Source organism: Rivularia sp. UHCC 0363, from assembly GCF_034931125.1.
Lineage (GTDB): Bacteria > Cyanobacteriota > Cyanobacteriia > Cyanobacteriales > Nostocaceae > Rivularia.
In genome coordinates this window covers 1-15,689 of record NZ_JAYGHM010000059.1, presented here as the reverse complement: position 1 = coordinate 15,689, position 15,689 = coordinate 1, and the positions used below count along the sequence as shown (strand labels likewise).

At 37.8% G+C, this 15,689-nt stretch carries 11 protein-coding genes; 1 reads left to right on the top strand and 10 read right to left on the bottom strand.

Features of this window, described 5'->3' with window-relative positions; genetic code table 11:
- Positions 1-67: 67 nt before the first annotated feature.
- From VB797_RS26315 to VB797_RS26290, 6 genes are all read right to left on the bottom strand, one after another.
- Entirely contained in the window at positions 68-397 is a 330-nt protein-coding gene (locus VB797_RS26315) for a hypothetical protein (RefSeq protein ID WP_323240718.1), read from the bottom strand.
- Positions 398-582: 185 nt separating this feature from the next.
- Complete coding sequence (locus tag VB797_RS26310) at positions 583-840, bottom strand: hypothetical protein (protein ID WP_323240717.1); 258 nt, start codon at positions 838-840, stop codon at positions 583-585.
- Between the two features lie 381 nt (positions 841-1,221).
- Complete coding sequence (locus tag VB797_RS26305) at positions 1,222-2,004, bottom strand: peptidylprolyl isomerase (RefSeq protein WP_323240750.1); 783 nt, start codon at positions 2,002-2,004, stop codon at positions 1,222-1,224.
- A 151-nt stretch (positions 2,005-2,155) separates the two neighbouring features.
- On the bottom strand, positions 2,156-3,706 hold the full coding sequence (locus VB797_RS26300) for an HlyD family efflux transporter periplasmic adaptor subunit (RefSeq protein ID WP_323240716.1): 1,551 nt from the start codon (positions 3,704-3,706) through the stop codon (positions 2,156-2,158).
- Between the two features lie 125 nt (positions 3,707-3,831).
- A complete protein-coding gene (locus tag VB797_RS26295; protein ID WP_323240715.1) occupies positions 3,832-6,894 on the bottom strand; it encodes a peptidase domain-containing ABC transporter in 3,063 nt (1,020 codons plus the stop codon).
- Positions 6,895-6,915: 21 nt separating this feature from the next.
- Complete coding sequence (locus VB797_RS26290; protein ID WP_323240714.1) at positions 6,916-7,467, bottom strand: hypothetical protein; 552 nt, start codon at positions 7,465-7,467, stop codon at positions 6,916-6,918.
- A 1,780-nt stretch (positions 7,468-9,247) separates the two neighbouring features.
- Between VB797_RS26290 and argS the strand changes: the two genes are divergently transcribed.
- A complete protein-coding gene (gene argS / locus VB797_RS26285; protein ID WP_323240713.1) occupies positions 9,248-11,008 on the top strand; it encodes an arginine--tRNA ligase in 1,761 nt (586 codons plus the stop codon).
- 84 nt (positions 11,009-11,092) lie between these two features.
- On the opposite strand, the gene VB797_RS26280 is transcribed toward argS, so the two are convergent.
- The 4 genes from VB797_RS26280 to VB797_RS26265 all read right to left on the bottom strand — a co-directional run.
- Positions 11,093-11,683: a nucleotidyltransferase family protein gene (locus VB797_RS26280; protein ID WP_323240712.1), complete on the bottom strand. Its 591-nt coding sequence runs from the start codon at positions 11,681-11,683 to the stop codon at positions 11,093-11,095.
- 92 nt (positions 11,684-11,775) lie between these two features.
- Positions 11,776-12,885, bottom strand: a complete 1,110-nt coding sequence (locus tag VB797_RS26275; protein WP_323240711.1) for an XdhC family protein — start codon at positions 12,883-12,885, stop codon at positions 11,776-11,778.
- Between the two features lie 130 nt (positions 12,886-13,015).
- On the bottom strand, positions 13,016-15,157 hold the full coding sequence (locus VB797_RS26270; RefSeq protein WP_323240710.1) for a xanthine dehydrogenase family protein molybdopterin-binding subunit: 2,142 nt from the start codon (positions 15,155-15,157) through the stop codon (positions 13,016-13,018).
- A 175-nt stretch (positions 15,158-15,332) separates the two neighbouring features.
- Positions 15,333-15,689, bottom strand: a 357-nt coding sequence (locus tag VB797_RS26265) for an FAD binding domain-containing protein (RefSeq protein ID WP_416350936.1), incomplete at its 5' end; no start/stop codon positions are given.

The window sequence follows — 15,689 nt, the reverse complement described above, 5'->3', positions numbered from 1 at the left end:
TCTTTTTAATAGCTGATTAAATTACAATCAAGCAATGGACATTTCAGAGACTTGCATTTCAGGAACTTTAAGTGCTAGCGAATTCAAAAGAACTGCTTCTTTCGCCGTTAGAAAGATAGCTTATTGTGTTGCTAGAAAAAGATTTACCATTTCCTTTAGATGCCAAAATTGCAATATCACCTGATTTCTCATCATAGTAATAGCTTGTTTTATAACCACCTTTAGCTAAAGATTGTTCAACAAGTTTCAAGTCTGATTTTGCAATAGGAAAAGAAAAATTGGCAAGATAGCCATAGTAAAGTTCTAGGGAATCATATAACATTCCCCCTTTTACTTTTTCGCTATCATTAATTTCTGTATCACAAAAGCTGAGGTCGGCGATGTTTAATCTGTTCATAAGACCTGCCGTTGAGATTTTGATATCACTGAAAACCGATTATAAGTTTTCAGTGATATTTGTGACTTCTCGAATTTTCACATCATAAAGCTCATACACTTCAACTAAAATAGTCGAATGAGCTTTATAAAATATCTCCTATCAAATGTAATGAATGGGAGCCAATGAAAATTTAAGTCGAATTATTAATACTTTCCTTTTCCTTTCTTCAAATCTACAGTAACAGCGACAGATTTAGAACTAGAAATTGAAGCAAAGCCACTGTCTACAAAAGCATCTGATTTGGTAATAGTAAGGGTATTTTCACCAAAAGCAGCTGCGTCGGCCTTAGCAACAGCTACATTAATAGTAGGCTTTTTGTAAGAAGGCTTGTAGTCATAACCACCACCAACAACTTCAGTTCCTTGAACGGTTTCTAATTGGTTTAAATCTAAAATATTCATGAGATTCTCCTGGGAATTTATTTTTTCTGGGAATTGAGGTAAGCAGCTTTTTTTCTGTTGCTTACATTTATAACTATATATCTTATGCTTTCAAAAAACAAGGGTTTTTACTTTTTCAATGATAGCAATCTCTTATATTTGCTTCAAATAAAATTCTATTTTTGCTTATGTAAAAGGCTAATTTTAATATTAATTGTAAGCAGCATTAATCAGACAAAAAATATTTTTTGTCTAGACAAATATAATTCCTAATTTAGGAAATATTTTTTTAAAATAGACGACAAATTTTTAAATAAAGGCAAAGCACCTATATACTAAAAACGGCTTGAGAGCCTGAATGCACTACCACTTGATTGAACCAAATTGTACTTAATGACCTCCTTATGCCTGCTTTAATAAATTTGGTGAGGTTTGATTTTCAATATTGCCATCAAATGAAGTTACAATCTGCATTTGTTGAATTTGGTGTTGTAACCAACCGTTGAATAAATCTGTAATTATCTGCTCCCGTAATTGCTCATTCAATTCAGGTTGAATAATTTCTTCAACCCAGATGAGATAAACACCTTTAGGAGTAATAATTGGCTTAATAACTTCCGGTGGAGTAGCAGCAAATACACGACTTGCTATTTCTGGACGAAAATCTTTACGATGTCGAATTCCTTGATATCCACCAGCACGACGCAATTCTGGAATTGGAATATATTCGCGAGCAATTTCCGGAAAAGTCAGTTCATTTTCTTGCAGCCCGTAAAACAGTTCTAGAGCCAAGTCATAATTATCGAAAACGACTTCATAGGTAACTGCTGCGACAAAATCGAGTTGATTTTTATAAAAGAAAGATTCGACTTGATCGCTAAATAGGTGATGAGACACTTTTTTAGAAAGTACGGTGTTGTAGACTAATTCCTCAAACTCATTAATAGAAACATGATGAGCTTTCAACCAAGCGAAAGTGTCTGTAGCTTTGACTAGTTTTTTCGCAAACCTCAGCCTGTCTCCTTCTTGCTGTAACTCTTCCTCCTCGACGGTGATACCTATTTCCTTCGCAGCATCAGCAATAATTTTTCGAGTCGCTATCTCCTCGATAACATTAGGAATTTGACAAGATATTTTCAGGTAATGAATCACCTCTGTAGGTGATATAGATAAAACATTTGACATAAATAGTTGGTGGTAATTGGTAATTGGTAATTGGTAATTGGGCATTGGGCATTGAAAGTTATAAAACAATTAGTAGTGTTCGCATCTTGCTCCCCATCTCCCCATCTCCCCATCTCCCCATCTCCCCATCTCCCTCTCTCCCCCCCTCTCTTCATAGCTCCAATCCTCCTTTTTGCAATTTCTTAAATGGATCTAAAAGAAAATCGATCGCACGTCGCTGACGAACAATCACTTCAGCCTGCGCTGTCTGCCCAGCAGTTAAGGGAATACGTCGATCGCCATTTTCGATATAGGGTTTATTAAGCGTGATTCTTAATTCATAAATTTCTGGACTACCTGGGGTTGCTTGTTCAGCTTTCGAGTCTGGAGAAATCCAACTGACTTTCCCCGGTACAATTCCATACTCTTGGAAAGGATAAGCATCAAATTTAACTTTTACTGGCATTCCCGTTTTTAAAAAACCAGTTTCTTTGACTGGCATCGTAGCTCTAAGAACAAAACCGCTATCTTTAGGCGCAATTCTGGCGATTCTTTGTCCGGGTTGTAACACTTCTCCCGGCTTGGATACGGGTAACTCAAACACAACTCCATCAATTGGCGATCGCACTATTCGCTGCTGCATTTGAATATTTAAGGAAGTAATATCGCTTTTGGTTTGAGCAATTTCCGATTTTGTTAAATTTATCTGTCTTTGCAAATCTTTAATTTGCTCGGTTGTCTTTAACAGAGCGAGTTTTCCAGCATTAACTGCGCTTTGATAACCACTATTCTGCTCGGCTAGTTGCAGTTTGGCTTGTTCAATATCAGATTCCAACTGATTCATTGTCGTCTGATAGCGATTTGTTTCTTCAACTAAACTCAATTGAGCTTGCTTAATGTCCGACTCAGTTTTCTGGTAAACTCGTTTGCTTTCTTGCTGTTCTTTTCTAAGACTGTCAATTTGAGCAGCAGAGACTGCACCATCTGTTAAAAGTTTGCTATAACGTTCCACTTGGTTTTTATCTATATCTAAACGAGCCTGTGCCGATTTGCGTTCGTTAATATTTGTTTCAATCTGTTGCTTAGCTTGATTGACTAATGCTTGTTTCTCTAATTTTTGTAGATTATAAGTACTTTGTTTCGCGTTTAGATTCTGAATCGCTTGATTAACCTGGGCTTTCTTTTCCAAGGCTTGAGACTGGTTTTGTTGCTCTTGAGTGTTAATCGTCAACTCTATTTGCTTTTTGAGCAGTTCTAATTGCGACACCTGATTTTTTGAACCCGCCAATTTTTCTTTTGTCCGTTCTAATTCAGGTTTAACTGTATCGTTATCTAGTTCCAAAAGAATTTGTCCGGCTCTGACTCGATCTCCTTCTTTGACTTTCACAGCAGTAACACTACCACCAGCAATACTATCTAATTTGCGGATTGCTCCGAATGGTTCTATCCGTCCGATCGCGCTACCAGTTTCATCAACTGTAGAAACCATTGACCAAGGTATTGCAACAGCGATAAAACCAACAAAAACATAGAGTAAAGAGCGACTCCAAACTTTTGGTAAAGCATCTAGCAGTTCCTCCGTACCGTGATGCAGTTTTTCAGAATCTTCTACGACCTCTGAAGACGATTTTTCCTCCGTAAATTCCTCATAGGGAGGTGGAGTATAAACTTGATATTCATCCTTTCTCGCCAGAGATGATGAATTGTGATGTGTGTGCGGCATAATCAGTTACCAATTATCAGTTATCACTTGGGCATGGGTTAAAGGTTAAAGGTTAAAGGTGTAATAACTAACTCCTAACTCCTAACTCCTAACTCCTAACTCCTAACTCCTAACTCTTAATTCCTCTACCCAGCTTGTGCTAATTGCTGCTGGTTGAGATAGTAGTAATGACCTTTTTGGGCGATTAATTCGTCATGAGTGCCGCTTTCTATCAATACACCTTTGTCTAAAACTAGGATTAAATCGGCATTGCGTACTGTAGAGAGACGGTGAGCGATGATTAAACTAGTGCGTCCTTTAAGAATTGTTTTTAAATTGTTTTGAATTATGCGTTCGGTTTCAGCATCCAAACTACTGGTTGCTTCATCGAAAATTAATAATTGAGGATTACCTAATAAAGCCCGAGCAATTACAAGACGTTGGCGTTGTCCTCCAGATAACATTCCGCCACCTTCACCGATTTCGTTTTCGTAACCCATTGGTAATTGCTGAATAAATTCATCGGCTCCAGCTAAACGTGCTGCTTCGACGATTTCTTCTAAAGCAGCTTCTGGATGAGCAACGCTGATGTTTTCTCGGATAGTTCCGCCAAATAAGAAGGTATTTTGATCTACTACCCCGATTTGGCGACGCAGGGATTTTAAGGAAACTTTAGATACATCTTGACCGTCAACAAAAACTTTTCCATCTGTCGGAGGATATAAACCCAGCATCAGTTTTGAAAGAGTTGTTTTTCCTGAACCGCTACGTCCGACAACCGCGATCGTTTGCTCTGGCAGAATTTCAAAGCTGAGATTCTCTAATACGTTAATTTCGCTTTCTGGGTGATAGCGGAAGGTAACGTTATCAAAGCGAATATGTCCGCGAAGTTTAGATATATGTTTGCGGGGTGATGTAAGTAAATTTTCTTCTGGTTCGGCTTCCAAGACATCGTTAATACGTTCGGTAGAAATAATAATTTCTTGGAATTGATTCCATACTCCTGAAAGCCGCTTAAAAGGACTGATAACGTTGCCCATCAACATATTAAAGGCAATCAATTGTCCGATGGTAAGTTGATTCTGAATTACTAAATATGCGCCATACCACAATAATACTGTACTACTTATGGTATCGATGCTGCCGCTAATAATTTGCAATCTCGTACCAATTATCTGCGCTCGAAAGCTTTTTTTAATTAAATCATTTAACAATCCTTCCCAGTGCCAGCGCACTGTATGCTCGATCGCCATACTTCGCACAGAACGGATACCTGTCAGAGATTGAATTAAATAGCTGTCCTGTTCGGCACCAGCATTAAAAATTTCTCTAGACATTTTCCTTAAAATGCCTGTACTAGCAAACGCTAAGATAAAAAATGGCGGTACTATTAACAGTACTAATAATGTCATCTGCGCGTTGTACCAAAACATTACAGCGAGATAAACAACTACCGTAATTAGATCGAGAATTATTGAAAGTGTTTCACCAGTTAAAAAACTTTGAATTTTCTGATTTTCTTCAATTCGGGAAGTTATATCGCCTACGAAACGCGATTCAAAATAGGACAGAGGCAAGCTAAAAGTATGTTTAAGAAAGCCTACCAGCATCGCGACGCTGATGCGGTTAGCGGTGTGAAATAGCAGATATTGCCGCACGGCATCTACTGCGATGCTGAAGAAACCAAAGATTAACAATCCCAATCCAATGGCATTTAAAGTAGATACGCTACCTTGGACAATTACTTTGTCTAATAACAGTTGCGTAAATAGCGGCATTATCAAACCAAATACTTGCAGCAATATCGAAGCCATGAATACTTCAAACAGTACCCAGGAGTGGGGTTTAATTAATTCATAAAACCTCCAAACGCCGCCTGTCTCTTCTTTGGCTTCTTTTAACCCAAGTGTCGGTTGCAATAACAATGCATAACCACTCCACTTGTCTTTAAATTCTGCATGAGTAATATTGCGTTGTCCGATCGCGGGATCGCAAACTATGACGTGTTTTTTATCGATCTCATAGACAACAATGTAATGTTTGCCTTCCCAGTGAACAATTGCCGGTAAAGGTTGTTCCTTCAACTTATCAAAGCTAGCTTTCACGGGTTTGCTGGCAAAGCCCATACTTTCGGCTGCTGCTGCTAAACTTCGTAAAGATGCGCCACTGCGGCTAACATTGGCAATATCCCGCACGCGATTCACAGCCAACCGTTTACCCCAATGTCTGGCAATCATTACCAAACAAGCACAGCCGCAGTCGGAAGCGCTTTGTTGAGCATAAAAAGGATATTGTTTACTCAGATGTTCCCATATATGCTTAGCCTTAACTTTGGGGCTGGGAAAATAAGGTTTTGTTTTCTGCTTTTGGGCTGAAGGGGAAGGGAATGGAATAATTTTTCTGTCGCTAACACCTCCCTCAGCTTTAGGAAATGCTTTACTAATTCGGTTTCGAGGACGAACTTCGCGGGGCGAGATTTGCTCTGATGGGTTAATCCACGTTTTCAACTGATCCCACTCTGCAAAGGCTAATTGCAAGTTAGAACTTTTCAGGCTATAGGCGATCGTTGGTTGTGTTACTGACCATTTTCCATTGGTATCTGTATAGATATTCCCTGGAGTCAAAGTCCGATTTGCGTCATTTTTTAGTTCCCCCTGTCGCAATATTAGTAATTGATTATCCTCAAATAGTTTATTAGTGCTTCCTCCAGGCTCAATATGATAGCGCTCAAATAAACACAGAGCTTTAAACATCTCTTCTGGGTCGGAGCGGGATAGTTGAGAATGACGACACAGCAGCAATATGTCCCAAAATTCCGCACGTCTGTAGAGATGCTCTCGAATTTGAGGATATTTCTCCATCAAATCATGTATTACTTCACCATCGATAAAGGCAAGCTTTAAAGAATTGGAAGCCCTTGCACTCAAGTCAAGATTCTGTTCCCTGAATAAACTCTGTTCAGAGAAAGATACACCACTCTTAACAGTTGCAATTAAATTATCCGAACTATCGAGAAGTCTTGCTTGACCCGCAAGCACAATATAAATACCGGGTTTTGCTTCTAATCCTTGCCAAAACAGCTTTGCAACTTCTGGCTCAATTATTTCTACTCCCTTCAAGCAGCTTTGTATATCCTGGTCGCTCAGGCTTTCACCCAAAGTCGCGATGATATTTTTGCATAGCTGTTCTTGGGATAACACGTTCTGCATTATTCCCATACCTCTACAACTTTAATGATTAATTAACTGAAATTTAGATAACCGATAAATGTTGCGTTCAACAAGCCAGCGTTGCAGGTCATAAATTAACTTTTCTTCACACTCGGCAACCTTTTTCTTGAAAAGTTGTATTTTTTTTAACCAATAATTACATTGCCACATAGCTTTGCAAAAGTAAAATATATCACCTTGCTCGCTGCCGCTCGAAGATTGAGTGACGAACTTTTTTAATTGCCTAATGTACTGATAGTTTGAAATTCTAAGTCTATCAGTAGTCGGTTGATTCCATTGAGTATTTTTAGTCCCAAGCGCCAAAGTATTACGGGACAGGCACTTATGCTGAAATAATTTTAATTCTTGAGAAATTTGATTGAGAAATTTACCTATATCCGCCAACAATATAATTTCAAGAAGGCGTTTAACTATGCTGCCTATATCGCTTTCTATCCGTAAAAATTGCTGTATCTTTTTTAGCATCCGGTTGCTCTTCAAAGCGGTGAATAGGTTGCTTTGCACGGAACCGTACCCTACAAAGCCTTGTAGAAAACTGAGTTGATGTGACATAATTTTTATAAGCTGCCGTGAATGGTAACGCATTGCTGTAGGTTAAATCCCCGCCAAGGTTCTACATCTTTGCTAATTTTGTTTACGATGTGCAGCTAACCTCGGAAGCTTTTCCCCCTGACATTGCAAGTGTTTCGGGGGATTATTCCTGGGTTAGTACGAATAAATCTTTAACTTACCTATGGGATATTATTAGATCTTTCCATGTATTAATCTCCAAATGCAAATAATACATAATTTTTAAATAACTGCTATTTTTGATTGTGCTTTGTTAATTACGGAAAAGCTAGATTGAAAACTTTGAAACTGTGTTTTATGAACTTTCATCAACAATAAGCTGAACCTTTCTTTTTTTAGCTTTTTGCAAATCATATTTAGTAGCCTTTATCATTTTAATGTTCCCTACTTATATATGGGTGCTATTTATTGAGATTATGCAGTATGCGATTATTTTATGATATGTATGCATTCTCTCTATGCTTTTGCAACTACTGTGGATGTATAACTTCCAGAGAATAAGTAGTTTTATATGGTGTTAAACGAGAAAGAAAACTCAAACTCTGGGTAAAAATCGATTGCTAAAGAGCTAGAACAACGGATGGAATCAAGCATTACCAGCCATTAATGACCATTATTTATGACTCAGTTTCATGTTTTTTTACATCCCAAAAATGCAGACACCACGATGAAAATGTTACAAATTCAAGTAGTTTTTCTTGTTTTAAGTGTTGGTTATTAAATACTCCAAAGCAAAATTACCTAAATTATCTTAAAAAAGATAAAATTTACAAATATTTACGGATTGAAGCCATAAATATGAGTCATCTATCGATTAAGCGGAATGGATGTTTACCGAACTTGCCTGTCAATAAGGATTTTGTATTTGATAACTTACTATTAGCACGAAACTGTTTCAAAGACAGTTTTTTCCTTGAAAATAGTAGTCTCTGAGACTTTATATGGAACTACACTTACTATTAATAAATTATCGTTAGTTCTGTCAAGAGTCTATCATAAAAAAAACCGCCTATAATTCAAAAAAACATATTATCTTCATCAAAACTTTAAATTTAATGTTACTTGAATTTATAAACAAGATGGGGATTTTTTCTTGCAAAACAAGTAATAAGCTTATCTATCCAAAATTTAATATATCTCTATATAGCAATAAAGTAATTAGTAAGTCGATAAAATGAATAACCTAAAGCGATACTTTAGCAACACCATAGATAGATCGAATTGCTATATATTTAACATCTATCAAAAGTAGTATAAAAGGTATTTAACTAATGATATCTGTCATAAGTAAGAAATTAATGCAAATAAAAAACATTTTGATCCAACTTGATAAGTGTTTGTGTAAACTTAATTAGATACAAGTAGTTCGGCATTAGGACAAGGGAGTAGGGACAAGGGAGTAGGGAGTAGGGAGTAGGGTCAAGGCTTTAAGACAAATTTACATTTTGTTACATAGTTGGTTTTATTTGTACCGACTTACTTAGGAATTTGTTTTTATTTATTTAGGCGCAGCTTGGCTCAGCCATATAACTCGTAAGGAATAGAGAATAAAAAGCAAATATTCCTAAATGGCACATAAGCTTATTTGCTTTGGCAAGTTAATGAATAGCGCAGATATATGCTTAATATTGGGTTGAGCAATACTAGCAGTATTATATTTTCTGAGATGTAGTTCGGAAGCTGACAATCAAATCTGTTGGCACGACTGCATCTGGAAGCAGTAATGTATTGTATAGTATAAGTTTTATAGTTATATATATATATGAACGCTACACAGGAACAGCTAAAAGATAAGTTAAAGCAGGCTTTGGGTAAGGCTTTCGGTGATGAATACATAGATATTGACCCAATTTTAGTTCCTGCGTCAAACCCTAAATTTGGCGATTATCAAGCAAATATGGCTTTAAGTTTAGCGAAGAAGTTGGGACAAAAGCCGAGAGATATCGCGCATCTTGTAGTAGATCATCTTGATGTCTCCGATATCTGCGAAACTCCGGAAATTGCTGGCCCCGGTTTTATCAATTTGCGACTGACTTCATCTTACCTCGAAGCTCAATTAAATTCGATTCAAACCGATTCCCGATTGGGAGTTCCCGTGTCTTCCCATCCCAAACGGGAGATTGTGGATTTTTCCAGTCCGAATATTGCCAAAGAAATGCACGTCGGACATTTACGTTCTACAATTATTGGAGATGCGATCGCAAGAATTTTAGAATTTCGCGGACATGATGTACTGCGGTTGAATCATGTGGGTGATTGGGGTACGCAGTTTGGGATGTTGATTACTTATCTGCGGGAAGTTTCACCATCAGCGTTAACTACTGCTAATGCTTTGGATATTGGAGATTTAGTGAATTTTTACAAGCAAGCTAAAAAGCGGTTTGATGAAGATGAAGATTTTCAAGAACGAGCGCGGCAAGAAGTTGTAAAATTGCAAGCAGGAGCCGAAGATACAGTCCACGCTTGGAAGTTACTATGCGAACAATCGCGGCAAGAATTTCAAATAATTTACGATTTACTCGATATTAAGGTAGAGGAAAGGGGAGAATCTTTTTACAATCCTTTTTTACCAGCGGTTGTGGAAGATTTAAATCAAGCTGGATTATTGGAAGAAAATCAAGGTGCAAAGGTAGTATTTTTGGAAGGGTTTAAAAATAGGGAAGGCGAACCATTACCGTTGATTGTACAGAAATCCGATGGCGGTTACAACTACGCGACAACGGATTTAGCAGCTTTACGCTACCGCATACAGCAAGATAAAGCCAAAAGGTTAATTTATGTTACCGATGCTGGACAAGCAAGCCATTTTGCAGGGTTTTTTCAAGTAGCAAATCGTGCTAATTGGATTCCTGAAGATGTAGAAATAGTTCACGTAACCTTTGGTTTAGTATTGGGAGAAGATGGCAAGAAATTTAAAACTCGTTCTGGTGATACAGTAAGATTGCGGGATCTATTGGATGAAGCAGTTGCTCGCGCTCGCGAGGATTTAAAAAGTAGATTAACACAGGAAGAAGTAAGAGAAGAAACGGAAGAATTTATTGCTAATGTTGCCAAAGTGGTGGGAATAAGTGCGGTAAAATATGCTGATTTGAGTCAAAATCGGACAGGTAATTATAAATTCAGTTTTGACAAAATGCTCGCGCTCAAAGGTAATACTGCACCTTATATGCTTTACGCTTATGCAAGAACCCAAAGCATTAGTCGTAAAGGTAATATCGACTATGAAAATTTGGGTGAAAATGTCAAAATTAACCTGCAAGAAGAAGCGGAATTTACTTTAGCAAAACATCTATTGCAGCTAGATGAAGTGATTGCAGAAGTTGAGCAGGAATTACTTCCAAATCGTTTATGTGAATACCTTTATCAATTGAGTGAAAAGTTCAATCAATTCTTTGAAAGCTGTCCGGTTTTGAAATCGGAAGAACCAACGAGAACATCGCGTTTGGCTTTATGCGATTTGAGTGCGAGAACTTTGAAATTGGGGTTATTTTTGTTAGGAATTGATGTTTTAGAGAGGATGTAGGAAATAAACTAGGGAGCAACATTTATAAATTAGGGAGCAAGATGCTCCCACTACAATATTTTGTAAAATTCTAATGTTACCTGCTTAAAAAGCCAACAACTTCTCATAATCATCTGGTGTATCAATATCAATAGCTGCTTGTGGTATGTTAATAGTTAATATTTCATCTTGATATTTACGCATCAAGGTTTTTGCACCTTTATCACCTTCAAGGTTATTCAATTCTGTAAAAAGACTGCGATCAAATAAAGCCGGAACACCGATAATATCATCGTAAGCAGAAGCAATTATGATATTTTGCGTTTCTTGATAGCTTTGAACCAATTGATTAAAAACCGTTTGATTTATTAATGGTTGGTCTGCAAGTGCGATAATTACAGCATCTAAATTAGGATGACTCGTTTTGATTACAGTAATACCCGCATGAATTGAAGATGACATTCCTGTTTTCCAATAGGGATTTTCTATTATCTGTACGGGGAATTTATTTATTTGTGGTTTAATGTGTTCTACATAAGCACCTAATACTACTATTACGGGTTTACAAATAGAATTCAAACCAGTTTTTACAGCATGAGATATTAAACTACTTCCTTGATAAGTTAACAGTTGTTTTGGTTTACCCATGCGGTTTGATTTTCCCGCAGCTAATATTATTAAACCAACATTTCCCATTAATTACCAATTACCAATTATCACGGTTCATCTTACCTATCCTAACGGACATCCCTCTCCTTAACAAGGAGAGGGAAAGAGGGTGAGGTTTTCTATTCTTTCTTAGCATGAATTGGAGCATTACGATTTTTTAAAAATTCTCCGTTACGTTGAGATATTACGGCTTGGATTTCAGCTACTATGGAAAGAGCAATTTCTTCAGCGTTATCTGCACCGATATCTAATCCTACGGGACTGTAAATATTCGCATTCGATGTAATTCCTGCTGATTTTAATTCTTCTAGGATGCGATTTGTTCTTTTTTTCGGACCAAGTATTCCTAAATATTTTAAATTAGATGGTAGCAGTAATTGGAGCATTTCTAAATCATCTAAATAATTATGACTCATAACTACAGCAACGGTACGCTCTGTAATTTCAATATGCTCTAAAACATTTTCGGGAGCAGAAAGCTGTATTTTATCGGCTTGTTCAAAACGTTTTTTACTGGCTTCTCGCTGACGGTTATCTACTACAGTTATATCCCAACCAAGTTGTTTACCGAAAATTACTAGTGGTAGGACATCGTAACCAGCACCAAATACGATCAAAGATAGAGGTGGTTGAATTACTTCGATAAAAACTTCGATTTTTCCTGTTACTAACTGATACTCTTTTAAAATAGAAGAATTATTTTGCAATGCTGCTTTAGTGTCGCTTAAAACTTCCGTTAACAGATTGTCATCCGTCAAATTACTAATAATAGTATCTTCACCCAATAATAAACGCTGTCCGACTTGGGTTTTAGCTTCACCTTCAACTATAATTATCGTAGCGATCGCCCCATAGCTTCGAGTATCCAAACACTTTTTGATAAAAGCAATTTCCTGTAATTTATTCTCCTGCAAAGACTCAATTAAAACATAAGCAATCCCCTGACAACCAAGCCCTAAACCCCAAATCATATCTTCTTCGGAGGTTGTATCGTACTTGATTACACGAGGTTTTCCAGATTCAATTACAGCTTGGGCTTTATCAAAAACATCACTTTCCAAACAACCCCCGCTAATAGCACCAATAATATTACTATTAGCAGTCATTAACATTCTCGCACCGGGACTTCTGTAAGTCGAGCCGCTGACTTTTACTAAAGTTGCGATCGCTGTTTCATTAGTTGCTTTTAAATCTTCTATAGCTGAAATTATATTTTTTAATTCTTTCATTATATTAATTTTCTCTGTGTTCCTCTGCGCTTCCCTCAGCGTCCCTTTGCGTTTAATAATCCCTTGATTAAATTTTCGTTTACAAATTAAAATATAGGGAGACGTAGCACTGCTACGTCTCTACTATTAATCACATCACCTTATCGGGGGTAATTGGTAAATCGCGAATCCGTTTACCCGTAGCATGATAAACAGCATTCGCGATCGCAGCAGCAACACCTGTAATTCCAATTTCACCGATACCTTTTGTCCCAATCGGATTAACATGATTATCAACTTCCTCAATCATTTCAATGTCAATATCGGGAATATCTGCATTTACAGGAACGTGGTATTCACCAAGATTTGCGTTCATTACCCGACCTAAACTTGGGTCAACTAAAGTTTCTTCCATCAAAGCCATACCGATACCCATAATAATACCCCCCATGAATTGCGATCGCGCTGTCTTCTCATTCAATATCTTGCCGCAAGCAAAAGCTCCGGTGTAACGGTTAATACGCACTTCTCCAAAATCAGGATCTATCCGCACTTCCACAAATTGAGCGCCGAAAGCGTGTTTTGAGTACTTTTTGTCTTTATCTGGCTGAAAAGTATAGTCTACTTCGACTTGTTCAAGATTATTTTTCTTCAGTATTTCTGCGTACTCTTCTATTTTAGGAGAATCATTTATATCTTTACCTGCAAGCTCCAAAACCTTGGCTTGCAATGCCTTAACTGCACCATGTACCGCAGAACCCACAGTACCGACAGTCGCCGAACCACCACTGACAGGTGCTTTCGGTAGTCTAGTGTCCCCATATTCAAAGCAGACCTTTTCAAAGGGTAAATCCAAAGTATCCGCAATCAGTTGTGCCATTACGGTAGCCGTACCACCACCCATATCGTGAGTGCTACTTTGCACCACAACGCTACCATCGGCTAACATTTTAGCTTTAGCGGTAGCGGAGAAAAGCCATACAGGATATGTCGCAGTTGCCATACCCATACCAATTAAATAACGTCCGTCGCGCATCGAAGCGGGTTCGGGATTGCGTTTTGACCAACCGAACTTTTCTGCACCGATTTGATAGCATTCCTTCAAAGACTTACTCGACCAAGGTAAATTATCTTCAGGGTTAACATCGGCATAGTTACGCAATCTTAATTCAATCGGGTCGATTTTCAAAGCGTAAGCAAGCTCATCCATTGCTGATTCTAAAGCAAAAGTACCAGGACTTTCCCCAGGCGCACGCATCCAAGCTGGTGTACTTCTATTTAATTTAACTAAACGCTGCGATACTTCTAAATTAGGACAAGCATAGAGTAAAGGTGTAGCCGTAGTGAAAGCTTCAACAAAATTGTCAAACATCGAGGTTTGAGAAATACCCAAATGGACAATTGCAGTCAAACTACCATCGCGTTTTGCTCCTAGTTTAACGATTTGTTCGGTTTGTGCACGATGTCCCACCACATTAAACATATCTTCGCGGGTTAAAACCAGCTTTACCGGACGGTTAACTTGACGAGCTGCCATTGCAGCTAAAATAGTATTCGACCAAGTTGCACCTTTACAGCCAAAAGCACCGCCAATAAAATTACATACAACACGCACGTTATCTTCAGTAACACCGAAAGCTGTAGCTAAAGCACTTTTTGTACCGTAAGTATTTTGGGTAGAATCGTAAACCGTTAGTTTATTTTCTTCCCATACAACAATAGTCGCATGAGGTTCCATCGGATTATGAGTTTCGATGGGAGTAGTATAAGTTGCTTCTATTTTCACCTCTGCTTGTGCCAAACTAGTATCTGGATTTCCTCGTACCGATTTAGGAGGTTTTCCCATAATATGGTCTGGTTCAAAAGCATCTCCTCGGTATTTTTCCATTCCTAAGATAGGATTTTCTTCTTCATAGGTAATATTAATTAACGTAGCAGCATAAGTTGCTTGCTCTAAACTATCTGCAACTACTACAGCAATATGTTGTCCACTATAGTAAATACTATTATCTTGCAGTGGTAAATAATTTTCTGCTGCCGTTCCACCTTGATTAAATGTTTTAACTTTCTCTAGCTTCGGAGCATTTTCGTGAGTAATTACATTTGTTACTCCTGGTAAACTTGCTGCTGCACTCGTATCAATACTTGTGATTTTTCCCCGTGCAATTTTGCTACCGATCGCAACAGCATAAGCAAGGTTTTCTTGAGGAAATTCTGCCGAATAAAGTGCGCCACCAGTAACCTTAAGATTACCGTCAACGCGATTTAAAGGTTTTCCGATTGTTTGAGTCATTTCAATTTTGGATTTTAGATTTTAGATTTTAGATTAATGGCTGGGCATTGGGGATTGGGCATAGGCCATTGGGAATAGTTAGGAGTTAAGTAGTTAATAATTATATTCACCTTGTTTCCTTGTCTCCTTGTCACCTTGTCTCCCCATCTCCCCATCTCCCCATCTCCCCATCCCTTTACTCTGCTACTGTCGTCAGCGATCGCACAATTGCCCGTTTCGCAAGTTCAATTTTGAAAGTATTATGTTCATAACCTTGCGCTCCCTGCAATGCAGTTTCTGCGGCTTGTCTAAATACTTCCTCAGTTGGGGAAGCACCGACTAAAATGTCTTCTGCATTCGTTGCTCTCCAAGGTTTATGAGCAACTCCACCCATCGCTAAACGTGCCGTTTTAATTGAATTATTTTCAATTTCCAGCATTGCTGCAACTGAAACTAAAGCAAAAGCATAAGAAGCCCTATCTCTAACTTTTAAGTAATAAGACTTTACATTCAAAGATGGAGGTAAATCGACAGCAGTAATTAATTCGTTTTC

What these genes read in the sequence shown, in the direction of transcription:
- VB797_RS26315 (WP_323240718.1), bottom strand. Translation starts at nt 397, where the DNA reads ATGAACAGATTAAACATCGCCGACCTCAGCTTTTGTGATACAGAAATT.
- VB797_RS26310 (WP_323240717.1), bottom strand. Translation starts at nt 840, where the DNA reads ATGAATATTTTAGATTTAAACCAATTAGAAACCGTTCAAGGAACTGAA.
- VB797_RS26305 (WP_323240750.1), bottom strand. Translation starts at nt 2,004, where the DNA reads ATGTCAAATGTTTTATCTATATCACCTACAGAGGTGATTCATTACCTG.
- VB797_RS26300 (WP_323240716.1), bottom strand. Translation starts at nt 3,706, where the DNA reads ATGCCGCACACACATCACAATTCATCATCTCTGGCGAGAAAGGATGAA.
- VB797_RS26295 (WP_323240715.1), bottom strand. Translation starts at nt 6,894, where the DNA reads ATGCAGAACGTGTTATCCCAAGAACAGCTATGCAAAAATATCATCGCG.
- VB797_RS26290 (WP_323240714.1), bottom strand. Translation starts at nt 7,467, where the DNA reads ATGTCACATCAACTCAGTTTTCTACAAGGCTTTGTAGGGTACGGTTCC.
- argS (WP_323240713.1), top strand. Translation starts at nt 9,248, where the DNA reads ATGAACGCTACACAGGAACAGCTAAAAGATAAGTTAAAGCAGGCTTTG.
- VB797_RS26280 (WP_323240712.1), bottom strand. Translation starts at nt 11,683, where the DNA reads ATGGGAAATGTTGGTTTAATAATATTAGCTGCGGGAAAATCAAACCGC.
- VB797_RS26275 (WP_323240711.1), bottom strand. Translation starts at nt 12,885, where the DNA reads ATGAAAGAATTAAAAAATATAATTTCAGCTATAGAAGATTTAAAAGCA.
- VB797_RS26270 (WP_323240710.1), bottom strand. Translation starts at nt 15,157, where the DNA reads ATGACTCAAACAATCGGAAAACCTTTAAATCGCGTTGACGGTAATCTT.